The organism is uncultured Thermus sp. (genome assembly GCF_938010445.1).
GTDB lineage: Bacteria > Deinococcota > Deinococci > Deinococcales > Thermaceae > Thermus > Thermus altitudinis.
Map to the genome: position 1 here is coordinate 1 of NZ_CALLUR010000050.1, position 24045 is coordinate 24045.

23 protein-coding genes, 1 pseudogene and 1 riboswitch are annotated in these 24045 nt (G+C 65.5%); of the genes and pseudogenes, 10 read left to right on the forward strand and 14 right to left on the reverse strand.

Annotated elements, in window-relative coordinates; translation table 11 throughout:
- Positions 1–385, reverse strand: a 385-nt coding sequence (locus Q0693_RS02640) for a PEP/pyruvate-binding domain-containing protein (protein WP_298628987.1), incomplete at its 3' end; no start/stop codon positions are given.
- Positions 386–577: 192 nt separating this feature from the next.
- Here Q0693_RS02640 and Q0693_RS02645 point away from each other — a divergent pair.
- Together Q0693_RS02645 and Q0693_RS02650 are read left to right on the forward strand one after the other, a co-directional pair.
- A complete protein-coding gene (locus Q0693_RS02645; protein ID WP_243029554.1) occupies positions 578–1555 on the forward strand; it encodes an aminotransferase class I/II-fold pyridoxal phosphate-dependent enzyme in 978 nt (325 codons plus the stop codon).
- A gap of 122 nt (positions 1556–1677) precedes the next feature.
- Entirely contained in the window at positions 1678–3585 is a 1908-nt protein-coding gene (locus Q0693_RS02650) for a cobyric acid synthase (RefSeq protein ID WP_298629024.1), read from the forward strand.
- A 21-nt stretch (positions 3586–3606) separates the two neighbouring features.
- On the opposite strand, the gene Q0693_RS02655 is transcribed toward Q0693_RS02650, so the two are convergent.
- The 12 genes from Q0693_RS02655 to hpaI all read right to left on the reverse strand — a co-directional run bounded on the left by Q0693_RS02655 (position 3607) and on the right by hpaI (position 16526).
- A complete protein-coding gene (locus tag Q0693_RS02655) occupies positions 3607–4035 on the reverse strand; it encodes a thioesterase family protein (protein ID WP_298628991.1) in 429 nt (142 codons plus the stop codon).
- A 3-nt stretch (positions 4036–4038) separates the two neighbouring features.
- A complete protein-coding gene (locus tag Q0693_RS02660; protein ID WP_298629026.1) occupies positions 4039–5373 on the reverse strand; it encodes a phenylacetate--CoA ligase in 1335 nt (444 codons plus the stop codon).
- A 347-nt stretch (positions 5374–5720) separates the two neighbouring features.
- Positions 5721–6449 carry an ABC transporter ATP-binding protein gene (locus tag Q0693_RS02665; RefSeq protein WP_298628993.1) on the reverse strand — a complete coding sequence of 243 codons (729 nt, stop codon included), beginning with the start codon at positions 6447–6449 and terminating at the stop codon, positions 5721–5723.
- Positions 6446–8200, reverse strand: a complete 1755-nt coding sequence (locus Q0693_RS02670; RefSeq protein ID WP_298628995.1) for a branched-chain amino acid ABC transporter ATP-binding protein/permease — start codon at positions 8198–8200, stop codon at positions 6446–6448. Before Q0693_RS02670 ends, Q0693_RS02665 begins: the two co-directional genes overlap by 4 nt.
- Complete coding sequence (locus tag Q0693_RS02675) at positions 8200–9177, reverse strand: branched-chain amino acid ABC transporter permease (RefSeq protein ID WP_298628997.1); 978 nt, start codon at positions 9175–9177, stop codon at positions 8200–8202. Before Q0693_RS02675 ends, Q0693_RS02670 begins: the two co-directional genes overlap by 1 nt.
- 3 nt (positions 9178–9180) lie before the next feature.
- Positions 9181–10353: an ABC transporter substrate-binding protein gene (locus Q0693_RS02680; protein ID WP_298628999.1), complete on the reverse strand. Its 1173-nt coding sequence runs from the start codon at positions 10351–10353 to the stop codon at positions 9181–9183.
- 101 nt (positions 10354–10454) lie between these two features.
- The gene (gene hpaD, locus Q0693_RS02685) at positions 10455–11411 is read right to left on the reverse strand and encodes a 3,4-dihydroxyphenylacetate 2,3-dioxygenase (RefSeq protein ID WP_298629001.1); all 957 of its coding nucleotides are present in this window, start codon (positions 11409–11411) and stop codon (positions 10455–10457) included.
- A complete protein-coding gene (gene hpaC, locus Q0693_RS02690; RefSeq protein WP_243029563.1) occupies positions 11399–11902 on the reverse strand; it encodes a 4-hydroxyphenylacetate 3-monooxygenase reductase subunit in 504 nt (167 codons plus the stop codon). Before hpaC ends, hpaD begins: the two co-directional genes overlap by 13 nt.
- Positions 11899–13350, reverse strand: coding sequence for a 4-hydroxyphenylacetate 3-monooxygenase, oxygenase component (gene hpaB / locus Q0693_RS02695; protein ID WP_298629004.1), 1452 nt, complete (start codon positions 13348–13350; stop codon positions 11899–11901). Before hpaB ends, hpaC begins: the two co-directional genes overlap by 4 nt.
- Positions 13351–13354: 4 nt before the next feature.
- The gene (gene hpaE, locus Q0693_RS02700) at positions 13355–14905 is read right to left on the reverse strand and encodes a 5-carboxymethyl-2-hydroxymuconate semialdehyde dehydrogenase (RefSeq protein WP_298629006.1); all 1551 of its coding nucleotides are present in this window, start codon (positions 14903–14905) and stop codon (positions 13355–13357) included.
- Positions 14902–15642: a fumarylacetoacetate hydrolase family protein gene (locus Q0693_RS02705; RefSeq protein ID WP_298629008.1), complete on the reverse strand. Its 741-nt coding sequence runs from the start codon at positions 15640–15642 to the stop codon at positions 14902–14904. Before Q0693_RS02705 ends, hpaE begins: the two co-directional genes overlap by 4 nt.
- Positions 15639–16526: a 2,4-dihydroxyhept-2-ene-1,7-dioic acid aldolase gene (gene hpaI / locus Q0693_RS02710; RefSeq protein ID WP_243029567.1), complete on the reverse strand. Its 888-nt coding sequence runs from the start codon at positions 16524–16526 to the stop codon at positions 15639–15641. The genes Q0693_RS02705 and hpaI overlap by 4 nt, the downstream gene beginning before the upstream one ends.
- A 145-nt stretch (positions 16527–16671) precedes the next feature.
- Here hpaI and Q0693_RS02715 point away from each other — a divergent pair, with 145 nt between their 5' ends.
- The 8 genes from Q0693_RS02715 (at position 16672) to Q0693_RS02750 (ending at position 23688) form a co-directional block, all read left to right on the forward strand.
- Positions 16672–18048: a PucR family transcriptional regulator gene (locus Q0693_RS02715; protein WP_298629011.1), complete on the forward strand. Its 1377-nt coding sequence runs from the start codon at positions 16672–16674 to the stop codon at positions 18046–18048.
- Positions 18049–18118: 70 nt separating this feature from the next.
- Positions 18119–18181, forward strand: a riboswitch (Fluoride riboswitch).
- Between the two features lie 41 nt (positions 18182–18222).
- On the forward strand, positions 18223–19392 hold the full coding sequence (locus Q0693_RS02720; protein ID WP_298629013.1) for a cation:proton antiporter: 1170 nt from the start codon (positions 18223–18225) through the stop codon (positions 19390–19392).
- Positions 19393–19652: 260 nt separating this feature from the next.
- Entirely contained in the window at positions 19653–20072 is a 420-nt protein-coding gene (locus Q0693_RS02725; RefSeq protein ID WP_298629015.1) for a universal stress protein, read from the forward strand.
- A gap of 388 nt (positions 20073–20460) precedes the next feature.
- Positions 20461–20904 carry a hypothetical protein gene (locus tag Q0693_RS02730; RefSeq protein WP_298629017.1) on the forward strand — a complete coding sequence of 148 codons (444 nt, stop codon included), beginning with the start codon at positions 20461–20463 and terminating at the stop codon, positions 20902–20904.
- Position 20905: 1 nt separating this feature from the next.
- Entirely contained in the window at positions 20906–21610 is a 705-nt protein-coding gene (locus Q0693_RS02735; protein WP_298629019.1) for a metallophosphoesterase family protein, read from the forward strand.
- Positions 21611–21654: 44 nt separating this feature from the next.
- Positions 21655–21846 carry a DUF190 domain-containing protein gene (locus Q0693_RS10800; protein WP_366140502.1) on the forward strand — a complete coding sequence of 64 codons (192 nt, stop codon included), beginning with the start codon at positions 21655–21657 and terminating at the stop codon, positions 21844–21846.
- Between the two features lie 103 nt (positions 21847–21949).
- Complete coding sequence (locus Q0693_RS02745; RefSeq protein ID WP_298629021.1) at positions 21950–23068, forward strand: MFS transporter; 1119 nt, start codon at positions 21950–21952, stop codon at positions 23066–23068.
- 5 nt (positions 23069–23073) lie between these two features.
- Positions 23074–23688, forward strand: a complete 615-nt coding sequence (locus Q0693_RS02750) for a hypothetical protein (protein ID WP_298629022.1) — start codon at positions 23074–23076, stop codon at positions 23686–23688.
- 11 nt (positions 23689–23699) lie between these two features.
- Here Q0693_RS02750 and Q0693_RS02755 read toward each other — a convergent pair.
- Positions 23700–24045, reverse strand: a pseudogene (locus Q0693_RS02755) (DNA mismatch repair protein MutS); the annotation flags it as partial.

Sequence of the window (24045 nt, forward strand, 5' to 3'; positions counted from 1 at the left end):
GGGGGTTCCCTGAAGCCCGGGCCAGGCTTTCCACCCCCTCCAGGGTCAGGCCCAGGTTGAGGATGGTGTCCATCATCCCGGGCATGGACACCGGGGCCCCGCTCCGCACGGAAACCAGAAGGGGAGGGGTATTCCCCTCCCCTTTGCCGAAGCGTTTGCCTACTAGGCCCTCGAGGGCCGCCATCTTAGCCCGGACCTCCTCCCATAGACCAGGGACGGCCCCCTCCCGCAAGAAAAGGCGGCAAGCCTCCGTGGTGACGATGAGAGCCGGGGGAACGGGAAGCCCCGCCCGGACCATCTCCACGAGCCCAAACCCCTTGCCGCCCAAGAGGTCCCGGGAAAGGCCCCGGGCCTCGGAAAGGAGATACACCCGTGTTCCCTTCACGCCCCCAGTTTCCCTTCCGGTGTGGAAACGTGGAAAGTGTAAGCGCTGGTCCTCTACACCAGCCTCCTCCTTCCCCACACTACCCCGCAGGGGGCCGCCTGGGGCGGCCCTAACCCCTTTTCCCAAGGGGCGGGCCTTGGGAACAGGGCCAGGGCCACGGTCGCTAAGGCAGAGAGGCGTAGCATGGAAGGCATGCTGGGAGACGTGCTAACGCCTATCCACGGGGGACCCGATGGAGGCCCCGAGCCCCTCCACGACTTCTCCACCAACGTCAACGCCTTAGGGCCCAATCCGGTAATCCTGGAATACCTACGGCGGGCCGATCCCAGCCGCTACCCGGACCCCCTCTACCGGAGGCTCCACCGCCTGCTGGCGGAAAGCCACGGGGTCCCGGAAACCCACGTGGCCGTGGGCACGGGCACCAGCGAACTCATCCACCGCCTGGTCCGTTGGAACTTCCTAAGAGGCCCCATTCTCCTCCTTCAGCCCACCTTCAGCGAGTACGCCCGGGCCGCCCGGGCCTTGGACCTGCCCCTTTGGGAAACGGAAAGCCCCGAGGAGTTCCTCAGGCTCTTGCCCAGAAGCTCCTTGGCCTTCCTCTGCGTGCCCAATAACCCCACGGGGGAGGTCTACCCCTTTCTGGAGGAGGCCACAACCAGGGCCGGGGGAGCCTTGGTGCTGGACCTGGCCTACTACCCTCTGTTGGAAACCCCTTTTCCTCTACCCCAAAACGCCTGGCGGCTCTATAGCCCCAACAAGGCCCATGGCCTCACGGGGGTGCGGGCCGGGTACCTGGTGGCCCCCTTGGACCTTACCCCCTTTCGTAACCTGGCCCCCTCCTGGCCGGTTTCCGTGTATGGGGAGGCCCTTTTAGAGGGGCACCTGGACCCCGAGGCCCAGGCGTGGTTGGACCGGGCTAAGGCCGAGCTCCACCGCTTGCGGCGCCTCTTGGCCCAGAGGCTTCGGGAACTGGGCCTCGAGGTGCGGGAAAGCCCCACCAACTTCCTCCTGGTGCGGGTGGGCCAGGCCACGGAGGTGGCCCGGAGGCTTCGGGAAAAGGGGATAAGGGTGCGGGACGCCACCAGCTTCGGCCTGCCGGAGTGGCTGAGGCTTTCCGCGCAAAGGGAGGAGGCCATCCAGGCCCTGGTGTCCGTGTTGTCCCAAGTATAGTGAGGAGGTGATGGCCCCGGCTGCCTCCCTTACCCAGGCGGCGGGAAGGCTACGGGAGGGTAGGCCTCCTTGGGTCTTGCCCGATAGGATCCCGGAGGTGCTGGGTGCAGGCTAAGGCCCTCATGGTCTGGGGCACGGGAAGCGGCGTGGGCAAAAGCCTGCTCACCGCTGGGCTCCTCCGCCACTTCCGGCGCCAGGGGTTAAGGGTGGCGCCCTTTAAAGCGCAAAACATGTCCAACCACGCCCGGGTGGTGGGCGGCGGGGAGATGGCCAGCGCCCAGTGGCTACAGGCCCTGGCAGCGGGGGTTGAACCCGATCCCCGCATGAACCCTGTCCTCATCAAGCCCTTGGGCGAGATGGGAAGCCAGGTGGTGGTCCTGGGCCAGCTGGACCCCTTCCTTTCGGGGCTCCCTTGGGCCCAACGCCGACCCCATCTGGAAGGGCCTGTGCGCGAGGCCTTGGAAACCCTAGGCGGGGAGTTTGACCTCCTGGTCCTGGAAGGGGCGGGAAGCCCGGTGGAGCGCAACCTCTGGCCCGACCTGCCCAACCTCCGGGTGGCGGAGTGGGCGGGAGCCAGGGCCCTCCTGGTGGCGGACGTGGACCAAGGCGGGGCACTGGCCGCCCTCTACGGCACCTGGGCCCTACTGGGGGAACACCGGGAAAGGCTTTTGGGCTTCGTCCTCAACAAGTTCCGGGGCGATTTCCGCCTTTTGGAACCGGCTTATGGTCTCCTCGAGGGCTGGACGGGGATACCCGTCCTGGGCACCTTGCCCATGCTCTCCGTGGCTTTGCCCGAGGAGGATGGCTTCCGCCCCGTGCCCCACAGGGGGCGAGGCCCCAAGGTGGCCATCCTGCGCTACCCCCACGCCTCCAACCTGGACGAGTTCTGGCCCCTTTCGGAGCTGGCCCGCCCCGTGTACGCCCGCACCCTGGAGGAGGCCGAAGGCGCCGAACTCCTCATCCTGCCGGGTAGCCGCCTGCCCGCCAAGGACCTGGCCTGGCTTCGCCCCCTTTTCCCCCTCCTGCAGGCGCATCTAGACGCCGGCAAGCCGGTGCTGGCCCTCTGCGGTGGGGCGGAGATGTTGGCGGAGCTCCTCGAGGACGAAGCGGGCGTGGAGGCCCAGGGGGTGTTCCCGGGCCTTGGCCTCCTCCCCTTCCGGGTGCGGATGGCCCGGGAGAAGACCGTACGCCGAAGCCGGATCCGGCTCAGCGGGCTCGAGGGGTTTTGGGCCAGGCTTAACGGCCTCGAGGTGGAGGGCTACGAGATCCACCACGGCCAGGGGCTTCCTTTGGTACATCAGGAAGGCCCCCTCCTGGCCACCTGGCTCCACGGCCTCCTGGAAAACCCCGGGGTCCAACGGGCCCTCTTTGGCCGGGAGGCTAGGGGATTGGAGGAGGCCCTAGACCATCTCGCCGACGCCCTGGAGGAGCACCTGGACCTAAACCGCCTCCACCGGGGCTTGGGGCTTGTCCTAGGCCAGAGCATCCCTTCTGGGCCCAAGGAAGCGGCCAGCGGAAGGGATCCGGACCCCCCGCCTCCGCCCGGCCTGGTCCTGCTCCTGGGCGGGGCCAAAAGCGGTAAAAGCCGCTATGCGCAAAGCCTAGCCGGCCCCTACGCCTCCCTCATCGCCACCGCGGAAGCCCGGGATGCGGAGATGCAGGAAAGGATCGCCCGCCACCGGGCAGAACGCCCTCCCACCTGGGAGACCCTGGAAGAACCCCTCCATCTGGCGGAGGCCCTGGAACAGGCCCGCCACCCCACGGTGGTGGTGGACTGCCTTACCCTTTGGGTGGCCAATCTCTTGGAAAAGGGCCTGGACCCCGTGGCGGAGACCCGGCGCTTTCTCCAGGCGGTGGGGTCCAGCGGCAAGCGGGTCATCGCCGTTTCCAACGAGGTAGGGATGGGGATTGTCCCGGCAAACCCTCTGGCCCGGCGCTATCGGGACCTTTTGGGCCAGGTGAACGCCCTATTGGCTGAAGCCGCCCAGGCCGTCTACCTCCTGGTGGCCGGCAAGCCCCTGCGGCTTTAGGAACCGGGGTCCCAGGTGGCCTTAACCCCGGGAGTGGCCAGAGGCCTCCCACCTCTCCCGCAAGCGGGCAAAGAGGGCCTCCACCTTTTCCTTGGGCAGGATCACCTGCTCCGTGCGCCCCCGGCCGATCAGGTCCCCCAGCTCGTTGTAGGCCTCCATGGTGGCGTAGACCCGGTTCCCCTCCGTGCGCTCATGGCGGGCCACGATCCGCACCCGCATCCCCGGCAAGGCGGAGGCCAGGTGGCGCACCTCCACGTAGCTACCGATCCCCTCCTCCCCCTCCTCCAGGAAAGGAAGGATGATCTTCCGCCCCGCCAGCTCCATGTGCTTGGCCATCCAGTAGGTGGCGTACACGGGATGGACCGGGCCCAGCTCCTCAAAGTTCACGGTCATCTCAGGGGTAACCAAGGTCTCAAACACCGCCTCAAAACCGATGGGGATGGGGCGCATGGCCTACTTCCTCAGGTCCAAAACCCGCCGCAGCTTCCCCCCCTCGCTCCTGGGGGCCTCCCCGGGGGCCAGGAGGGTTACCCTCATGCTCACCCCGATGGTGTCCTTAATCTTGTGGGCCACCTTCTCCCTAAGGGCATGGAGGCGGTGGTCGGCCTCAATGACCTCATCGGAAAGGGCCTTGCGGCCAATCTCCTGGAAAAAGGCCTGGGAAACCTCCACCCTCAGCTCGGCCTCGTCCAGGGTTCCCTCCCGCCGCACCACGATCTGGTAATAGGGCTCCACCTCGGGGATCCCTAGGAGCACCGCCTCCACCTGGGTGGGATAGACGTTCACCCCGCGGATGATGAGCATATCGTCGGTGCGGCCTAGGATGGGACCCATCCGCACGTGGGTCCGGCCGCAAGCACAGGGCTCATAGGTGAGGAAGGTGAGGTCCCCCGTCCAGTAGCGCAGGAGGGGCAGGGCCTCCTTGGTGAGGGTGGTGAAGACCAAGACCCCCACCTGGCCCTCGGGAAGGGGCTCGCCGGTGGTAGGGTCCACCACCTCGGGAAGGAAGTGGTCCTCCCAGATATGGCTTCCCTGGCGCTCCTCCACGCACTCGTTGGAAACCCCCGGACCGATGATCTCGGATAGCCCGTAGATGTTGGTACTCCGCACCCCCAGGCCCTCATCCACCTGCTTGCGGATGGCCTCGGTCCAGGGCTCAGCCCCCAGCACGGCGTACTCCAGGGAAAGCTCCTCCGGGGAAACCCCCCGCTTCCTAAACTCCTCCGCCAGGGTTTGGGCGTAGGAGGGGGTACAGGAGATCACCTCCGGACGGAAGTCCTGAATCAGCATGAGCTGCCGCTCGGTCATGCCCCCGGAAACGGGGACCACGGTCATCCCCAAGGCCTCGGCCCCGGCGTGGAGACCCAGGCCCCCAGTAAAGAGGCCATAGCCATAGGCGTTATGGAGCATCATGCCCGGCCTGGCCCCGGCGGCGGCCAGGGAGCGGGCCACCACCTCCGCGAAGACCTGCAGGTCTTTCTTGGTGTAGCCCACCACCGTGGGCTTACCCGTGGTGCCGCTGCTGGCATGGATGCGGGCCACCTCCTCCCGGGGCACGGCGAAGAGGCCAAAGGGGTAGTTTTCCCTGAGGTGGTCCTTCTTGGTGAAGGGGAGTTTGGGAAGGTCCTCGAGGGTCCGCACCCCCTTCGGGTCCACCCCCGCTTCATCCAGAAGCCGCCGGTAGAAGGGCACCCTTTCGTACACGTAGGCCACCACGGCCCCCAGCCTCTCCTCCTGCAAGGCCCTAAGCTTTTCCCTGGACAGGGTTTCCAGTTCCGGCTGGTACATCATTCCGCATCACCTCCAAGGCGAAGTACCATTCCCACAAGACCAGGCGCTGAACCCACCCTCAGAGACCACCGGATAGGTGTCGGGGCGCCGGAAGAGGTTCGCCTCCTTTGCCCTGGCCTCTACCCGCACCCCAGTAGAAAGGGGACGGAAGTAATCCGGGCGGCAGGAGAGGGCCACGGCGGACCCCCGGGAGGTGCAAGCCAAGGCGCAGGCCACGCGGCTCAGTACCTTGAGGAAGCCCCCGTGGGGGTTGAGGTGCGCCTTCGCCACCACCGCTTCCCCCGGGGCCAGGTGCCCAACCTGGAGGCCCCAGGTGCGCATGAAGGTATCCCCCGGGAATTCCCTCACCCTTCCACCTCCCGGGATAGCCCCAAATAGGCCTCCACCACTCTGGGGTCCTGCCTCAAGGCCTCCGCCGGCCCCTCGAGGACCACCTCCCCCGCCTCCAGCACCAGCCCCCGGTCCGCCAGGGCCAAGGCCACCTTGGCGTTTTGCTCCACCAAAAGGAGGGTGGTCCCCGCGCCCTTAAGCTCCCCCAGGATGCGGTAGATCTCCCGCACCATCAGGGGAGCCAGGCCCAAGGAGGGCTCGTCCAGAAGGAGGAGCCGGGGCCTCGCCATGAGGGCGCGGCCGATGGCCAGCATCTGCTGCTCCCCACCGGAAAGGGTACCGGCGGGCTGCCTTCTCCTCTCCAAAAGCCGGGGGAAAAGGGCATAGACCCTCTCCAGGTCCGGCCTGAGGTTCTCCCGCCGGCGGAAACGGGTAAACCCCCCCAGGAGCAGGTTGTCCTCCACGGAAAGCCCGGGAAAAAGGGCCCGGCCCTCCGGCACCAGGACCAGACCCCGGGCTAGAAGGGCTTCCGGGCTTCGTAGCCGCACCTCCTCCCCGTCCAGGAAAACCTTCCCCTCCGCCTGGGCCAGGCCCAAAAGCCCCCGCAGCACGCTGGTCTTCCCCGCCCCATTGGGGCCGATGAGGGTGAGGGCTTCCCCTGGCTTCAGGGAAAAGGTTACCTCCCGGACCGCCTCCAGGGGCCCGTAGCGCACGGTCAGACCCTGAACGGAAAGGAGACTCATGCCACCTCCTCCTCTCCCAAATAGGCCGCCCGCACCAGGGGGTTCCTCTGCACCTCCTTGGGGCTTCCTTCCGCAATCTTCTCCCCGTAGTTCATCACCACCACCCGGTCCGCCAGGCCCATGATGAGGTCCATGTCGTGGTCCACGATCAGGACCGTATAGCCCTCCCTGACCAGGGAACGGAGAAGGGAGGCCAGCTCCCTTTTCTCTTGGGCCCTTAGCCCCGCCCCCGGCTCGTCCAAAAGGAGCACCTCCGCCCCCGAGGCCAGGACCCGGGCGATCTCCAAAAGGCGCTGTTGACCCACGGAAAGGCGCTCCGCCTTTTCCAGGGCCAAGGACTCCAACCCCACCCGCACCAGGGCCCGGTAAGCCGTGGCCAAGGCCTGTTCCTCCTCCTTGCGGGATAGGCCCAAAAGGGCCTGGAAAAAGCCCGCCCGGGTGCGGCTATGGGTACCCAAGGCGGCGTTTTCCAGCACCGTGAGCTCCGGGAAGAGGTGCGGGTGCTGAAAGGTGCGGCCCAGGCCCAAGGCATGGATCCGGTGGGGAGGGAGCCCCGTGATCTCCTGGCCGAAGAGGTACACCTGGCCCCGGTCGGGGAGCAGGGCCCCGGCCACCAGGTTGAAGGTGGTGCTCTTCCCCGCCCCGTTGGGCCCGATCAGGGCCAGGATCTCCCCCCGCTTTAGGGAGAAGGAAACCCCAGCCACCGCCAAAAGCCCCCCGAAGGACTTCTGCAGGCCCCGAACCTCCAGAACCACCTCACCCCGGGGGCCGTCAGGGCTCCGGAGGGAAAGGGGTTCCCCCTGGGGCAGCCCTGGGTCCCGGCTTGGCAGGTACCGTTCCACCAGGGGCCAGAGGCCCTTGGGGGCCAGGATAAGGATCAGGGCCAGGATCAGGCCATAGCCGATGGTCTCGTAGTTCCCCTGCCGCCCCAGAAAGAGGGGCAGGAGGTCCTTCAGCCAGTCCTCGAGGCCGGTGAAAAAAGCTGCTCCCAAAAGCACTCCGGGAATGCTCCCCACCCCTCCCGCCACGGCCATCACCAGATACTTGATGGAGGCCTCCAGGGAAAAGGGCGTGGGATTGACAAAGCGCAGGAAGTGGGCGTAAAGGAAACCGGCCAGGCCAGCGATGGTCCCGGAGAGCAAAAAGGCCTTGAGTCTGAGGGCTGCCGGATCCACCCCGAAGCTGGCCGCCGCCAGGGCATCCCCCCTCAGGGCCAAAAGGGCCCGGCCTATGCGGCTATGGCGCAGGTTGTAGAGGGCCAGGATCAGAAGGGCCAAGAGGAAAAGGGTAAGGAAGGCGTAGCGAAGGCCCGTGTCCAGGGGGATACCGAAGAGGCCCAGCGGGGGGAGATCGGTAAGCCCGGTGTGCCCCCCTGTAAGCCCCACCAGGTTCCCCGCCAGAATGTACAGGGCCACCTGCCAGGCGATGGTGGAAAGGGGCAGGAAGTGGCCCTTCAGCCGCACCGTAAGCCCCCCCAGGAGCAAAGCCAGCAGAAACGCCGACCCCAGCCCTGCCAGAAGCCCCAGCCAAGGAGAAAGCCCCAGCTTAAGGGTAACAAGGGCTGTGGCATAGGCCCCCATCCCCATGAAGGCCGCCTGGGCGAAGCTGGTCATCCCCGCCAAGCCCGTGAGCACGTAAAGGGAAAGGGCCACCATGGCCGAGAGGGCGAAAAAGTTCAGCAGGGTGAGGTAGTAGGGAAAGGGGGAGAGTACCCAGGGCAAAAGGAGCAACAAAAACCAAAGGTAGCGCATCACTCCTCCACCGTCCTAGCCCTCAGGCTCTGGTAGAAAAGGGCGGGCACCAGGAGTAGGAAGACCAAGGCCTCCTTGTAGGCGCTGGCGTAGAAGCTGGTAAAGCTTTCAAATAGTCCCACGAGAAGCGCCCCCAAGAAGGCCACCGGGTAACTGGCAAGCCCCCCCAGGATGGCGGCCACGAATCCTTTAAGCCCCAGCATAAAGCCCATGAAATAGGCGGCATTGATGAGGGGAGCCAAAAGAAGCCCGGACAGGGCCGCCAGTAGGCTAGCGATGCCAAAGGCCACCATCCCCGCTTCCTCCGGACGTATGCCGGAAAGCCGGGCTCCCAAGCGGTTCTCCGCCGCCGCCAAAAGCGCCTTGCCGAAAAGGGAAAAACGGAAAAAGAGGTAAAGGCCCGCCAGGCTCAAGGCGGCGAAGAGGAGGACCAAAACCCCCTGCCAGGAAAGGCCCACCATGACCTCCCCGGAAAGGAGGGGGGCGGGCCGGAACTGCTCGGGGCCGAAGAAGACCAGGCCCAGGCCCTGGTAGGCCACGTGGAGGCCTACGGCCATGATGAGAAGGGAGAGCACCGTGGCCCCCCGCATGGGCTGGAAGAAGACCCTATAGGTGGCCACCCCCAGGTAGACCACCAGGAGCACCGCCGCCCCATGGGCCAAAAAGGGCCTGCCCTGGGCTACCAGGAAAAGGAGGAAAAGCCCCACCCCTCCCAGAAGGGGCAGCAGGGCCCCCCGGCCCCGGTCCATCAGGGCCCAGGCCCCCCCCAGGGCCAGGGCCAGCCACAGGGTACCGGGAAGCTCCCCTTCCAAAAGCCACACCAGGGAGAGGGGGGCGAACATGAGCAGCTCCCCGATGGGCACCAGGATCACCCGGGTAACGGCGAAAACCAGGACCAGGGAGAGGGCCAGAAGCCCGTAGACCACCCCGTTTTGCAACCCGTCCAAGAGTAGGAAGCTGAGGATGGTGGCGTCCATGGCTTAGCGGAAGATACGCTCCAGCTTCCAGCGGCCTCCCTCAATTTGGACCATCACCGCAGCGTCCTCAAAGCGCAGGCCCAGGTGGTCCTCCTTGCTGAAGGTGAAAACCCCGTGGGTGGCCACCAGGTTCCGGGTGGCTTCGATCTCGTCCCGCAAGGCAGAACGGAAGCCCGCCAGGTCCTTGGCGGGATCCACCCGCTTCAAGGCCCGCTCCAAGGCCGGCTTCAGGATCAGCCAAGCATCCCAGGCATGGGCTCCGAAGGTGGAGTAGCTGCCGATACCGTACTTGGCCTCGTAGCGCTGGATGTAGTCCAGGGCCACCCGCTTGCTGGGGAAGGTGCTGGGAAGTTGCTCCGCCACCAGGATGGGGCCGGCGGGAAGGAGGGTGCCCTCCACGTCCTTACCCCCCACCCGCAGGAAGTCGGGGTTGGCCACCCCGTGGGTCTGGTAGATGAGGCCTGCGTACCCCCGTTCCCTCAGGGTGCGCTGGGGCAGCACCGCAGGGGTGCCGCTCGCCCCGATGAGAACGGCATCGGGCCGGCGGGCGATGATCCTGAGCACCTGGCCGGTCACCGAGGTGTCGGTGCGGGCATACCGCTCGCTGGCCACCACCTGGAGGCCCTTGGCCTTGGCCTCGGCCTCAAAGAAGCGGGCCCAGCCCTCCCCGTAGGCGTCGTTGAAGCCGATGTAGCCCACGGTCTTCACCCCTCTGGCCACCATGTCCGCCACGATGGCCCGGGCCATGAGCTCCTCCGTCTGCGGGGTCTTGAAGACCCAGAAGCGCTGGGCGTCCACGGGATGGATGATGTCCTTGCTGGCCGCCAAGGAGATCATGGGCACCTTGGCCTCGGCCACCACGGGGATCATGCCCAAGGAGGCCGGGGTGGTGGTGGTGCCGATGATGGCCACCACGCCCTCCTCCACCAGGCGGCGGGTGTTGCGCACCGCCTGGGTGGTGTCGGAGGCATCGTCCAGGATGACGAACTGCACCTTGCGCCCGGCCACACCTCCCGTCCGGTCCAGCATCTCCTGGAGCATGAGGAAGGTGTTCCGTTCCGGAATCCCCAAGGAGGCGGCGGGACCGGTGGCGGAGACCACCACGCCCACCTTCAGAACCTCCTGGGCCAGGGCCGAAAGGGCCAACACCAACAGGGCTGCCAACCATCGTTTCATGCTTTTCCCTCCTTGTCCCTTTCCCACCGGGCAAGGCCCGGACTGGGTCTAACTAACGACCGTTTGCCTTCCAGTCTACCTAGGGACATCTGTCCCGTCAACTAGGTCACGTGCTCGGGGATGCCGGCCAACGGAGAGGGCCGGGTGGGCAAGGGCCGGTCCTCGAGGTCCAGAAGCGCGCTGCCCTCCAGGAACCAGCTTCTTGGGGTCTTGTGCCCCCAAAGGGTCTGGCGCCTGGGGTCGTTCAGGCTCCAGCGCACCGGGGGCAGGTCGGGGTCCACGGTGAGGTAGTCGGAGGTGTAAAGCTCTATACGGTGCCCGTCCGGGTCCTTAAGGTAGAGGAACATGGCGTTGGATATCCCATGCCGCCCCGGACCCCTTTCGATCTGGTCCGTCCTCCTGGCCCCCGCCAGGATGTCCGCCGCCCTGAGGATGGCCATGGGGTCGGGAAGCCAGTAGGCGAAGTGGTGGAGCCTGGGGCCTTCCCCATTGGTGAAGGCCACGTCGTGGACGTTCCCCTTGCGGTGGAGCCAGCTGGCCCAAAGCCTTCCCTCCTCGTCCTCGGTGTACTCGGTGAGGCGGAAGCCCAGGACCTCCTGGTAGTAGCGGGTGGCCCTTTCCACCTCCGGGGAGAAGAGGTTCAGGTGGTCGATGCGCAAAATCCCCGGCCCGCGGTACAGGTGGTAGTCCTGAAGGACACGGGGAAGCTTCTCCGCCCCCGAGTAGAAGACCAAGGGGTAGCCAAAGGGATCCTGGACCCGGAGCATCCGCGGCCGTCCCCAGTCGGTCTCCAAACGGTGGGGAAGCCCCTCCCGTTCCGCCCAGGCCAGGGCTTGGTCCACCCCCTCTTCGTCCACCTTAAAGCCCAGGCTGCGCACGGCGGGGAAGGCCCCTTGGGTGAGCTTCAGGCTCCACTCCCGCTCCTCGTAACCCCGCAGGTAGGCGCTTTGCCCCTCCCTGTGCTCCAGGCGGAAGCCCAAAAGCCCCTGGTAAAACTCCAGGCTCCTCTCCAGGTCCTTAACCCAAAGCTCCAGGAACCCTACCCTCACGATGGCCATACCAACCTCCTGTAGCCACGGCCGAAGTACACCAAGGGAAGGCCCGGTTCCCCCAGCTCAATGGCCTCCACAAGGCCCACCACCAGGCGGTGGTCCCCTCCAGGGTAGACCGCGGCCAACCGGCAGCGCAAAACCGCCAGGGCCCCTTCCACCCTCCCCTCCACCAGGGCCACCCCTTCCTGGGGCTTCCCGGCAAAGTGCTGGGAAACCGCCTCCTGCCCCTCCCTCAGAAAGCTGACGGTGAAGGCCCGGGAGGCCTCCAGGATGGGCAGAAGCCTCGCCTTTTCGTGGATGCCCAAGGCCACCAGGGGAGGCTCGAGGCTCAAGGACATGAAGGCGGTGGCGGTCATGCCCCGTTCCTCTTCCCCCAGCCGGGCGGACACCACCGTAACCCCGGCGGCAAAGCGGCTTAAGGCCTCCCGGAACGCCTCTTTAAGGGACTTCTCTGGCGTAGGCAAACCCGCGGATTCCTCGGGAAAGGCACCCGTCACGCCTCCACCTCCCTAAACACGGAAAGCGCCCCCTTGAGGTAGGTGCGGATCCGCTCCTTGTAGGGTTCCTTATCGTACACGCTAAAGAGGGTCTGGTACATGCGCACCGGGTCCCCGAAGAAGAAGCGCTCGTAAAGCTCCTGCCGCGCCCCAAACCCCGAGAGGGTCATGTCCCAGGCCAGGCGGAAAAGGGCCACCCGTTCCCTGGCCTCGAGGGTCGCCCCCTGCAGGTACTTCTCCAACAGGGGAGCCAAGGGTCCCTTGAAGTCCCGTTCCGAGGGCAGGGTGATGAGGCCGCTGGCCCCGATCTGCTCCAGGATCTCCCTAAGGCGGGGGTAGAGCCTGGGGTAGAGGTTCCTGGCCCCATCCAGGGCCCCCCGGTCAGGCACCAAGAGGCCAAAGGCGTTCTCCTTGGCCTCCTCCTCCGCCCGGGTCCAGAAGGCCCGCATGGCCTCCAGGTAGACGATGATCTCCGCGATCTTCTCCTGCACGTGGCCGTAGGCGTCGGCCCCGATCCCCTCGGCCATCAGGGCCGCCACCCCCAGGAAGGCCTCGGTCTTAGCGGTCTTCAGGGCCACCACCTGGTGGGCCATGTGCTGCAAAGCCCCCGTGGCGGCGTAGGCGTTATTGCAAAGCTCCACGTTTCCCAGGATGAAGACCCGCTCCCAGGGGACCAGCACGTCGTCAAAGATCACCAGGCAGTCCATCTCCTCGAGGCGGCTGCTGAGGGGATAATCAAAGGGGCTATCCCCTCCCACCAAGGCCTCGCGGCAGAGGAAGTGGAGGCCCGGGGTGGAGGTGGGCAGGGCGAAGGCGATGGCGTACTTCTCGCTCCCCGGCCCCTCCTTAAGCAGGGTGGAGGGGAAGATGAGGACCTCGTCCGCCAGGGGAAAGGTGGCGGTCATGCGGGCTCCGCGCACCACGATGCCCTTTTCCGTCTGCCGCACCACCCCCACGGGGATATAGGGATCGGGCTGGGCCGAGGGCGGCTTGGCCCGGTTCACCTGGGGGTTGGTGAGGGCGTGGGTGGTGGCCAGGTCATGGTCGCGGAGGTAGCGGTAATAGTTTCGCACGTTGTCGGCAAACTCGCCAAAGTACTCGGCGCTGGCGGCATAGGCCATGACCACGGCATTGAGGTAATCCGGGCTACGGCCCATCATCCCCAGGTTCTGATCCGCCCAAAGCTTGTAGGCCTGGCCCCGGCGCTTTAGGTCCTCCTTGGTCTTGGGGATGAGGAAGCTCATCCCATGCCGCCTCCCCTCCTCCTCGTAGGTGAGGGCCTCGCGGTACCGGGGGTCGTGCTGCAGGTCGTATAGGGCCGCCATGGTGCGCACGATTCCCCGGAAAACCGGGTGCGTGGTGGGATCCTCCACCTTTTCCCCCTTGTACCAGAGGTTAGGGGGGCGCTCCTTGAGGGCCTCCAGGTACTCCGCTCCTGTTCGTGCCATCCTCTCACCTCTTTCCGAACTTGGGCACGTGGGGGGGCCTTAGGGGAAGCCCCACGGCCTTGAGGTCGGTATAGAACTCCAGGGCGTACCACCCCCCTTCCCGCCGGTCCCCGCTCTCCTTAACCCCGCCAAAGGGGGTGGGAAGGTGGCGCACGTTGTGGCTGTTCAGATAGATGAGGCCCGCTTGCAGCTCTAGGGCCAGGCGGTGGGCCCTCTCCAGGTCCTTGGTGAAGACGTAGGCCGCCAGGCCGTATCTGGTAGCGTTAGCCTTCCTAAGGGCCTCCTCCTCATCCTTGAAGGGGATGGCCAGCAAAACGGGACCGAAGATCTCCTCCTGGGCGATTGGCATATGGTTCTCCCCCACGAACAGGGTGGGCTCCAGGTAGTTCCCCTGGGAGAGGTCTTCCCCGCGGAAGGAGGTGCTGGCCCTCCTTCCTCCCACCAGAAGCCTGGCCCCCTCCCTAAGGCCCGCCTCCACATACCCCAGCACCCTCTCTAGGTGTTCGGGGTGGATGAGGGGCCCCACCTCCGTCTCGGGGTCCAGGGGATGGCCCACCCGGATGGCCCGGGCCCTTTCGGCCACCCTCCCCACGAAGTCCTCAAAGATGCTCTCCTCCACCAACAGGCGGGAGCTGGCCGTGCACCGTTCCCCATTGAAGGAGTAGATCTGGAACACCACCGCATCCAAAGCCCGCTCCAGATCAGCATCGGCAAAGACCAAGGCCGGGCTCTTCCCGCCAAGCTCCAAAGAAAGCCGTTTCAGGTGCTTAGCGGCGTTTTGCATCACCACCTTCCCGGTCTCCGTCTCCCCGGTGAGGGTGATGAGGGGAACAAGGGGATGGGCCACCAGGGCGGCCCCCGCCTCCTCGCCAAACCCCTGCACCAGGTTGAAGACCCCAGGGGGAAGGTCCGCCTCCTGCACGATCTCCGCCAGTTTGCTGGCGGTTAAGGGGCTCCACTCCGCAGGCTTCAGGACCACCGTGTCCCCGAAGGCCAAGGCGGGGGCGATCCGCCAGGTGGAAAGCATCAAGGGAGCGTTCCAGGGGGTGATGATCCCCACGGGGCCAGCCGGGACCCGTAGGCTGTAGTAGAGCCAGTCCCGGTCCACGGGGAAGGTGCGGTCCTCCATGGCGTGCTCGGCGTACTCGGCGTAGAAGGCGAAGTTCTCCGCGGAGCGGGCCACCTGGGCCTTCACGATGCGCAAAACCTGCCCGGCATCCAAAGCCTCCACCACCGCCAGCTCATCCGCATGCTTTTCCAAAAGCTCGGCGATCCTCAGGAGGTAGCGCTTCCGCTCCCGGGCTGGGGTGCGGCTCCATTTCGGGAAGGCCTCGTGGGCCGCCTTGGCCGCCCGGTCCACCTCCCTTTCCCCGCCCCGGGCCGCATGGGAAAGCACCTGGTTGGCGGAAGGGTCCAGGGTAGGGAAGACCTCCCCGCTTTCCGAGGAGCGGAACTCTCCGCCGATGAAGTGGAGGGCCGTCCATCCCTTCAGGGCGTTTCGGATGGCCTCGATCCTCTCCCAAGGAATCCCCGCCACCTGGTCCTGGTACCTCATGCCTCCTCCTCAATGGGGTTTTCCAGGGCACCCAGCCCCTGGATCTCCAGCCGCATCACGTCCCCAGGGAACACCCGGCTTATGCCCTTGGGGGTGCCGGTGAGGATGACGTCGTAGGGTTCCAAGGTCATGAACTCGGAGATGTACTCCAAAAGCTCCGCCACGGAGTAGAGCATCCTCGAGGTGTGCCCCTCCTGGCGAAGCTCCCCGTTGACATAGGCCCTCAGGGCAAGGTTCTGAGGGTCCGCCACCTCCCCCACCACCAGAAAGGGTCCAAGAGGGCCAAAGGTGTCCCGCCCCTTGGCCCGGATGGGAGGCCGGAAGGTGTTGGAAACATAGTCCCGCACCACCAGGTCGTTGGCGATGGTATAGCCCAGGACGTAGTCCAGGGCATCCTTAACCTTTACCTTGCGCATGGGTCGGCCCACCACCACCGCCAGCTCCACCTCGTAGTGCATGTACTCCGCCCCCTGGGGGTAGCGCACCACCCCCTTGTGGGGGAGAAGGCTGCTATTGGGCTTCCAAAAAAGGGCCGGCTCCTCGGGGCGGGGAAGCCCCAGCTCCTCCGCATGGTCGGCGTAGTTCAGGGCCACCCCGATCACCTTGCCGGGGGTAAAGGGAAGGAGCCAGGTAACCCCCTCGGGGTCGTGGGCCTCCCCTGCCTCGTCCAGGAGGAGGCCGTCCCGATAGACCCCCTGGTGGACCCGGCCCTTGCGGATAAAGCGGCAAAGCTTCATGCCCCCTCCAAAAGCCCGTAGCGCTGGGCCATGGTCCTAAGCCTCGCCTCCACCTCGGGGGTGGTGGGGCCCAAGGGGAGGCGCCACTCCTTCTGCAAAAGGCCCATCCAGGAAAGCACCGTCTTTAGGGGGATGGGGTTGGTGTCCCAGAAGATGGCCTCGTTGGCCTCGAGGAGGTGGTAGTGGAGCTCCCTCGCCCCCTGGTAATCCCCCTTGAGGGCCAGTTCCGTGAGCCTCGCCACCTCCTGGGGAAGCCAGTTGGCGGTGGCGGCGATGGTCCCCACCGCCCCCAGGCTCATCATGGGCAGGGTGAGGCTTTCCAGGCCGCAAAAAACGAGAAAGTCCCGGCCCGCCTCCTGGAAGAGCTGGGAGAGGTACTCCAGGTCCTTGGAGGAGTGCTTGAGCCCCACGATGTTGGGAAAGTCCCGCCGGAGGCGGGCCACGGTCTTGGGGGCGATCTCCACCCCGGTTCGGCCCGGGATGTTGTAGAGGATTAAGGGGAAGTCGGGCACCGCCCTCGCCACCTCGGCGAAGTAGCGGTATAGCCCCTCCTGGTTGGGCTTCAGGTAGTAGGGGACGATGACCATGGCCCCCTGGGCCCCGGCCTCCTGGGCAAAGCGGGTGAGTTCCAGGGTTTCCTCCAGCCTCAAGGCCCCGGTTCCGGGGATGACCGGAACCCGCCCCGCCGTCTGGTCCAGGGCCACCTCTATGACCCGCTTCCTCTCCTCCAAGGTTAAGGTTCCGGGCTCCCCGGTGGTCCCCCCCACGCTGAGGCCGTGGGAACCCCCTTGGATAGCCCTTTCCACCAGGCGCCTTAGGGCCTCCTCGTCAATGCGTCCCTTGCGGAAAGGTGTGGGCAAAGGAGGAATGGAACCCTGAAACATGATGCTCCTTTCCCCCTCAGGATGGGGGTGGGCCAGGGCAGCGGGCAACTGGTCGGGACACGAACACAACCTTCCTTTTTGTGCAAAAGCACAAAAGGCCACCCTTGGCTAGCTGCTGCCTAAAGGTTTATTGTGCTTATTAACAATGGCTGAGTCAGTTTTTGGTTCCTCCTCCATCGCCTTCCAGGCCCTGGCCGAGGAGCTGGGCCTCGAGGTGTTAGCCCCTGCAGACCGCCCCGTCCTTTACCTCCTGGAGGAGCCCAAGCCCCTCCTGCCCCTGGAAGGAGCCCTTCTCCTCTTCCGGCCCGAGGGGAACCTCTGGCGCTACCGCACCGCCTCGGGCTTCCTCCTTTCCCATCCGGACCCGGAACTTTTGGACTTTGCCCGCAAGGAAGGCCTAGGGGTGGCCGCCCATCCCCCCTGGCTAAAGCGGGAGGAACTGGCCAAGGCCGTGGCCCTGCGCCTCTTCCACCTGGGGGCAGGGATGAGCCTGGCCAGCCTCTTGGACCTCCTCATCAAGCTACCCGATAGACCCTTCCTAGAAGTTCTCCACCAAGCCACCGGCCTGGCCTTGGCCCGGGTAGCCCCCTGGGGGGAAGTGCTGGGCTTTGCCGGACCCGTGCCCGCCCAGCACCCCCGGGAACCGGGGGAAGGCAGGGAATGGACCGCCTGGGAAGCGGGGGAAGGGTTCTTGGTGGCCTACGGGGAGGAAGGGGAGCGCAGACGGGCTCGAGGCCTCCTGGAGGTGGCGGCCCGCCTGCTGAAGGTACGGGCCTTGGAGCGCTCCCTGGAGAGGATGCGGGAGGAATCCTTGGGTGGGGCTTTGCTGGAAGGGCTGATCCTCGGGGAGGCGGAATCCGACCGGCTTTTCGCCTTTGGCGACACCGAAGGGGTGGAATGGGTCCTGGCCCTGGTGGAGCCAAAGGCGGTGCCCGGGCGCCACCGCCTGGCGGAGGAAAGGAGGCGGGAGGCCACCTTAGAGCTCCGCCGCCGGGCGGGCACCTTCCTGGATCGTCTGGGCGTCCCCTACCTCCTCACCATCCGCGGTAACCGCTTGGTGGCCATGTGGCAGGTGCATAACCCCCAAAAGGAGGCGCAAAGCCTTCTTTCTGCCCTGCCCCCGGGAAGCCGCCTGGGCTACTCCGCGGTCCATGCCGCCGGGGAAGAGGTGCAAACCGCCTACCGGGAAGCCCTCATCGCCCTAAAGGCCGCCCGCACAGGCGAGGCCCTTTCCTTCAGCGGCCTGGACCCCGTGGCCTTCGTACTCCTGCAACAGTCCCCCGAGGACCTGAAGGCCCTGGTGGATCGCTACCTGCCCCTTCCGCCCAAGCTTCTAAGGACCCTCGAGGTCTACATGGCCACGGGCAGCGTGGAGGAAGCCGCCTATGCCCTCCACATCCACCCCAACACCCTGCGCTACCGCCTGAAGCGGCTGGAAGAGGTCCTTGGCCCTCTCTCCCGGCCCGAGGTCCTGGCCCAGGTGCACCTGGCCCTAAGGGCCCGCGACCTTCTCGCAGGCTAAGGAGGGCCTGTAGGCCTCCCTCATCACCAGCAAGGGTCTTCATCCCTTCTTCAGATTCCCCCAACTATAATGGGTTTAAGGCGATGGGGCCCGCCTAGAACCGCCCACCAGGGCTGATGGCTCCTACCCCATGGGGTAGGAGCCTTTTCTCCTACCCCGGAAAGGAGGAAACCCATGGATTGGCATGTGGCGGCAGTCTGGATGGGTTTGGCGGTGGTAGCGGCCCTGTTTTCCATCTGGTTCCGGGTTTCCGTGGCCCTAACCGAAATCCTGGTGGGGGTGGCGGCAGGGGCCCTAATAGGCAAGGAGAGCCTTCATACCTCGGCGTCCTGGGTGGGCTTTTTGGCAGGGGTGGGTAGCGTGGTCCTTACCTTCCTAGCCGGGGCTGAACTGGACCCGGAAACCCTGCGGCGAAGCTGGAAGCAAGCCTTTGCCCTAGGCCTCGCCGGCTTCTTTGCTCCCTTTCTCGGATCCGCCTTCCTGGCCCACGCCCTCCTGGGTTGGGACCCCCGGGCCAGCTGGCTCGCCGGTGTGGCCCTGTCCACCACCAGCGTAGCCGTGGTGTATGCGGTGATGTTGGAGCTAGGGCTAAACCAAACTCCATTCGGCAAGGTGATCCTGGCGGCTTGCTTTGTCAACGATCTGGGAACCATTCTGGCCTTGGGTTTGCTCTTCGCCCCTTTTGGGATGGCCACCTGGATTTTCGCCCTCGTGCTAGGGGCGGCCCTTTACCTGCTCCTACGCTTTACCCCCGGATTTTTTGCCCGCTACGGCGGGGGTACCTACGAACTGGAGGCCAAGTTTCTCCTCTTCGCCCTTTTTGCCCTAGGAGCCCTGGCGGCCTGGAGCGGCTCGGAGGCCGTGCTCCCCGCATATTTGCTGGGCATGGTTTTGGCAGGAAGCGTGGGCAAGGACCATCAGCTGATTCGCCGCCTGCGCACCCTCACCTTTGGGCTCCTTACCCCCTTTTACTTTCTCAGGGCGGGAAGCCTGGTGAGCCTGCCTGCCCTTATCGCTGGTCTAGGAGGCTTTGTCGTTTTGCTGCTGGCCAAGATGAGCACCAAGGTTTTAGGAGTCTACCCCACCACCCTGGTCCTGGGCTACGGGGGAAGGGATGCGCCCTACACCACCCTCCTCATGTCCACGGGGCTCACCTTTGGCACCATCAGTAGCCTCTACGGCCTGACCCACGGCATCATCACCGAGGAACAGTACTCCCTTCTGGTGGCAGCGGTCATCGCCAGCGCCGTGGTGCCCACTTGGGTGGCCAACCGCTTCTTCCTGCCCCACCACCATCTTCGGGAAACCCAGGTACGCCTCGAGGAGGTGCGGGATGAAGGGTAGCCTCGAGGAGATCCGGACTGCAGGGTCCGCACACCGGAAAGAGCCCAGGTCTCCAGACAATAGGCCCAGGGCCCATCCATCCTGGAAAGGGATAGGGTACGCGGCTGCTAGGTGGAGGTTTCGCTATCCACCCCTTGGTCGGGGACTAGGCGCTCCAAGCCCTTCCCTCAGGAAGGCCGTCAGGAGAGGAGGGACGACCTGGGGTAGTCCCTCGAGGAAAGGGCCGACTGAAGAGTTGAAGGAGAGCGAGGTGAGATGGCATGTTCCGTAGAATTCTGGTGGGGTACGATGGATCAGAACCTGCGAAGAAGGCTTTGCTGGCGGCTCTAGAGCTGGCCCGGGCCTTCCGCGGGGAGGTGTTGGCCCTGGCGGTGGTCCGGCCACCGGAGTTTGCCGAGCTCGGGGTTGAAGTAGAAGGGGTGTTGGAGGAGGCCAAGGGGCCCCTGGCCGAAGCCTTCCGTTTTGCCCAGAGCGAAGCCGACCGGCGGGGGGTGGTCCTAAGGACCCGTAGCCAGGTGGGGCATCCGGCAGAGACCCTGGTCCGCGTGGCCGAAGAAGAGGGGTTTGACCTCATCGTCCTGGGGCGGCGGGGCCTGACCCCTGTGCAGCGCTGGATGCTGGGTTCGGTTTCTGAGAGGGTCTTGCGCTACGCCCCTTCCGCGGTGATGGTGGTGCACTGATGGAGCTGCCCCCTTGCCCCTACCGCCGAGAAGGCCGCTGCAGCGCTGAGGCAGATCGGCCCATAACCCCGGAGGACTGCCGCTCCTGCCCCATTCCCGAGGCTTTAACCCACCCACGGGCGTGCTTGTACCTGGTCCCCTTCCGTTTGGAAGGAAGGGCCCTCTTCGCCTGCCGCTTCACCTTCACCTGGGCTCGGGAACCCGCGGTGGGGGATTGGAAACGCCTATGCCCTTGTCCCTACTGGTTTCCCCGGGCCCCGGAGGAGGCCTGGATCCGCGACCTCCGCTCCCTGCAAGACCGCTACCGTAGGGTGCTGAAGGGAGAGGAACCCCGGTATCCTCCCTTAACACCCGGAAAGATCGCTGTCCGCAAGAAAAGGAGGTGGCCATGGTCCAAAGCCTAGTACCGGTGGGGCCAGAGGACCTCTACCATACCCTAGAGGTGCTATCCCCAAATCCCAAACCCCTACCCTGGGCCATGGAAGCCCTGCGCGCTTCCCTGGACGAACCCCTGGAGGCCCTCCTCCTCGCCGAAAAGGTGGGGCTATGCCAGCAGGTGGGTCTGGAGCTTGCCCTTACCCCAGAGGGCCAGGCCTGGCTAAACACTCCTTGGGAACCTCCTGCAGCGCTACTTCTCTTCCTGCTCCAGACCCTCCCCTGGCCCGAAGCCCTGGAGCGGCTCAAAAGCCAGGGTAACACCCTGCCCCTGATGGCCTTGTTGTCCCTCTTCCCCAATGGCCCGAAGGGGGAAAAGGCTGCCCGGGCCTTGGCGGAATGGGGTGCCCTCCTTGGCTTTTGGGAACTGCTAGAAGACCGGATAGAGGGAAGGTAACGTGCGCATCCTGATCCTGAGCGACTTGCACGGCAACACCTGGGCCCTTCAGGCCATTCTGCAGGCAGTGGGTCCGGTGGAGGCCGTCCTCTTTGCCGGCGATGCTGTGAACTACGGTCCCAGCCCACGGGGGGTGGTGGCCTGGCTCCGGCGGGTAGGGGCGGTGGCGGTCCGGGGAAACCATGACCACGCGGTAGCCTTTGGCGGGGACCCCAAGGCAGCCCCTCGCAAGGCCCCGTTGGCCAAGGCCCTCCTAGAGTGGACCCGACAGGCACTCAGACCCGAGGATCTGGCCTACCTGCGAAGCCTACCCCTTTACGCGGTCTGGGCCGCAGACCACACCCGCTTCGCCCTGGTGCACGGAAGCCTACAGGACCCCCTCTACGACTACCGCCTTGACCCCCAAGCGGGAGAGGAGGTCCTTTTAGAAGCGGCGGAAAGCCTGCGGGCTGAGGTGGTGGTTTTTGGCCACACCCACCTTCCCTTCGTGCGCCGTATCGGAGGGAAGCTCTTCGTCAATCCCGGGTCGGCGGGCCAACCCTTGGATGGGGACCCTCGGGCCAGCCTCGCCCTTTACGAAGGAGGGGAAGTGCGCCTTTACCGGGTGGGGTACGACCTCGGGGGTCTGCTTGAAGCCGTAAAGTCCCTGCCCCTCGAGGCCTACCTAAAGGAGGCGCTAAACCTACTTTACGAAAGGGCGAGGTGAGGGAAATGCGCTTCCGGTGGGGTGCCCTGCTCCTGCTTATCTTCATGGGGGAGTCAGGCCGGCATGGGGGCCAACCCCTCCACGCGGCCAGCATCCAGGCCGCCACGGACGGGGGTCCGGCCGGAGCCAGGGCCTTCAAGGGGTTCTGGGGTCAAGGAGCCCACTTCCGGATCCACAATGCCAAAACCCTTCAACTTTCCGAAGACCTCCCGGTGATGAGGGAGATGTGGTCATAGAAGAGACAAACCAGGCCCTCCTGCCCACGCGGGATGGTATGGTAACGGAAGGCCTGGCCACCCTGGAGAGGGTGCAGGAGGTGCGCTACCTTCCGGAGGGAAAATGAACGCAGCGTGGCGGTTTGTGATGGCCATAGGCTTGGTGAGCCTTTTCGCCGACCTCACCTACGAAGGAGGGCGGAGCGTCTCCGGGGCCTTCCTGGGAGCCTTGGGAGCCTCCGGGGCCCTGGTAGGCTTGGTGGCAGGGGTGGGAGAGTTTCTGGGCTACCTGGCCCGCCTGGGCTCCGGAGGCCTTGCCGATCGCTTCCGGCTCCACTGGCCCCTCCTCTACCTGGGCTATGCGGTGAACCTTCTCTCGGTACCCGCCCTGGCTCTGGCCCAGAACGTGGGCGGGGCCAGCCTCCTCCTCTTCCTGGAACGCTTGGGCAAGGGCCTTCGCACCCCTTCCCGGGATGCCCTCCTGGCCAGGGCCGGGGAGGAGGTGGGCTTTGGCAAGGCCTTCGGCATCCACGAGACCATGGACCAGCTGGGGGCCGTCCTTGGCCCCCTCCTGGTGGCCCTGGGCGTGGCCCTGGGAGGCTACCGCATGGGCTTTGCCCTTTTGCTCCTTCCCGCCCTTCTGGCCCTCCTGGTCCTCCTGGGGGCCCGGGGCCTCGAGCCCAAAGCAGAAAGGAAAAATCCCAGCCAAGTCCTCCCCCCTGGATTTTACCTTTACCTTGCCTACGCCGCCCTCTTTGCCCTAGGTCTGGTCCACTTCCAGCTCTTGGCCTTCCATCTGGAGAGGTCGGGAGCCGAGCCTAAGCAGATTCCCCTTTTCTATGCCCTGGCTATGGGAGCGGACGCCCTTTTGGCCCTCCTTGCGGGCCTAGCCTTTGACCGCATGGGCCTAAAGAGCCTCCTTCTGGCGCCCCTTCTGGCCTTGGCCGCCCCGGCTCTCCTCCTGGAGGGTGGCCCGGGCCTTTGGTGGGCGGGAAGCCTGCTTTGGGGTGGGGCCTTGGGTCTGCAGGAGAGCGTGATGCGGGCTGGCGTAGGCCGCCTTGGAGGCTCGGCCTTCGCCTATGGGCTCTTTGACACTGCCTTTGGCCTAGCTTGGCTCATCGGAAGCGTGGCCATGGGTCTCCTGTACGATCGCTCCCCCGCTCAGGTGATGGCCTTTGCCGTCCTGAGCGAGGCCCTAGCCCTCCTCGCGCTTTTGGCCCTCCTGGCCCGTGTTAGGAGGTAGAGTCCATGGGGCTTTTCAAGCGAAACCGCAAAAATCCCCAGGGCCCCCATTCCCAAGAAGCCCAGCTTCTGGAGGAGCTCAGGCAGAAACTGGAACAAGCCCAAGAGGAAATCGCTTTTCTTCGTTCACAGAACCAGCGTATTACCCAAGAAGCAGCACCTGCGTTAAAGGAGAACGCCGTTTTACGCTACGAGCTCTTCAAATGCCAGAGTGACCGCCAGGTACTGGAGTTCCACCTCGCCGGCTTGCGGGCGGAACTGGGAGGAACCCTGGCCCTCCTAAGCCGCCTGGCCCCCGGGGAGCCCCCCAAGGGAGAGCCCCTCTTGGGGGCTTTTCTGGACCTGATGGAAGTGGGACGGCGCCTGGGAGTGGAGGTCCAGCCGCTGGCCGAAGTGGAAGAAGCGGCCAAAGCCCTCCTGGCTGAACGTCAGGTCTTTAGCCCCCAACGCTTCCTCCGCCTCCGCCTTATGGGCATCCTAGCAGCCTTGGAGCGGCTTCTGAGCGAGGAGGTGCAGAGGGCTGAGCATCCTGCAGATGCCTTGGCCGCCTTTCCGGAACCCTTGGAAAGGCTTCGGCAGCAACTGGCGGAGACGCTGGCCACCTGGACAGAAAAGGAGTAGTTGCCTGGAGCTCAGAGGGCCTCCTGACCAAAGATCTGGCGCAAAAGGTCCCCGCTGTAGGACGTGGGTTCCGGAAGCCCCAGCTTCAGGCGGTAGGTGCGCCGGCCATCGGCAAGCCGCTCCGCTCGCAGGCAAAGGGCCTGGGGATCTCCCAGGAAGGCCGCAGCCAGGGAGTAAAAGTGCGTGACGAACACCACTCGCACCCCTTGTTCCACAAAAGCCCGCACCACCCCTGTTCCCAGCTCCGATCCCTCTGGTTCGCTGGTGGCAGCAAAACTCTCGTTGAAAAGGAAAAGGGGGCGTGCGGAGAGGTGGTCCACCAACCCGCTCAGCCGCCTTAGCTCCTCCTCAAACTTA

Bases quoted from the DNA above. Each gene is read 5' to 3' on its own strand.
- Q0693_RS02715 (WP_298629011.1), top strand. From the start codon at position 16,672: ATGGCTGAGTCAGTTTTTGGTTCCTCCTCCATCGCCTTCCAGGCCCTG.
- Q0693_RS02730 (WP_298629017.1), top strand. From the start codon at position 20,461: ATGGTCCAAAGCCTAGTACCGGTGGGGCCAGAGGACCTCTACCATACC.
- Q0693_RS02705 (WP_298629008.1), bottom strand. From the start codon at position 15,642: ATGAAGCTTTGCCGCTTTATCCGCAAGGGCCGGGTCCACCAGGGGGTC.
- Q0693_RS02650 (WP_298629024.1), top strand. From the start codon at position 1,678: ATGGTCTGGGGCACGGGAAGCGGCGTGGGCAAAAGCCTGCTCACCGCT.
- Q0693_RS02665 (WP_298628993.1), bottom strand. From the start codon at position 6,449: ATGAGTCTCCTTTCCGTTCAGGGTCTGACCGTGCGCTACGGGCCCCTG.
- Q0693_RS02670 (WP_298628995.1), bottom strand. From the start codon at position 8,200: ATGCGCTACCTTTGGTTTTTGTTGCTCCTTTTGCCCTGGGTACTCTCC.
- Q0693_RS02725 (WP_298629015.1), top strand. From the start codon at position 19,653: ATGTTCCGTAGAATTCTGGTGGGGTACGATGGATCAGAACCTGCGAAG.
- Q0693_RS02745 (WP_298629021.1), top strand. From the start codon at position 21,950: ATGAACGCAGCGTGGCGGTTTGTGATGGCCATAGGCTTGGTGAGCCTT.
- hpaE (WP_298629006.1), bottom strand. From the start codon at position 14,905: ATGAGGTACCAGGACCAGGTGGCGGGGATTCCTTGGGAGAGGATCGAG.
- Q0693_RS10800 (WP_366140502.1), top strand. From the start codon at position 21,655: ATGGGGGAGTCAGGCCGGCATGGGGGCCAACCCCTCCACGCGGCCAGC.
- Q0693_RS02750 (WP_298629022.1), top strand. From the start codon at position 23,074: ATGGGGCTTTTCAAGCGAAACCGCAAAAATCCCCAGGGCCCCCATTCC.
- Q0693_RS02675 (WP_298628997.1), bottom strand. From the start codon at position 9,177: ATGGACGCCACCATCCTCAGCTTCCTACTCTTGGACGGGTTGCAAAAC.
- hpaI (WP_243029567.1), bottom strand. From the start codon at position 16,526: ATGTTTCAGGGTTCCATTCCTCCTTTGCCCACACCTTTCCGCAAGGGA.
- hpaB (WP_298629004.1), bottom strand. From the start codon at position 13,350: ATGGCACGAACAGGAGCGGAGTACCTGGAGGCCCTCAAGGAGCGCCCC.
- hpaD (WP_298629001.1), bottom strand. From the start codon at position 11,411: ATGGCCATCGTGAGGGTAGGGTTCCTGGAGCTTTGGGTTAAGGACCTG.
- Q0693_RS02655 (WP_298628991.1), bottom strand. From the start codon at position 4,035: ATGCGCCCCATCCCCATCGGTTTTGAGGCGGTGTTTGAGACCTTGGTT.
- Q0693_RS02645 (WP_243029554.1), top strand. From the start codon at position 578: ATGCTGGGAGACGTGCTAACGCCTATCCACGGGGGACCCGATGGAGGC.
- Q0693_RS02680 (WP_298628999.1), bottom strand. From the start codon at position 10,353: ATGAAACGATGGTTGGCAGCCCTGTTGGTGTTGGCCCTTTCGGCCCTG.
- Q0693_RS02660 (WP_298629026.1), bottom strand. From the start codon at position 5,373: ATGTACCAGCCGGAACTGGAAACCCTGTCCAGGGAAAAGCTTAGGGCC.
- Q0693_RS02720 (WP_298629013.1), top strand. From the start codon at position 18,223: ATGGATTGGCATGTGGCGGCAGTCTGGATGGGTTTGGCGGTGGTAGCG.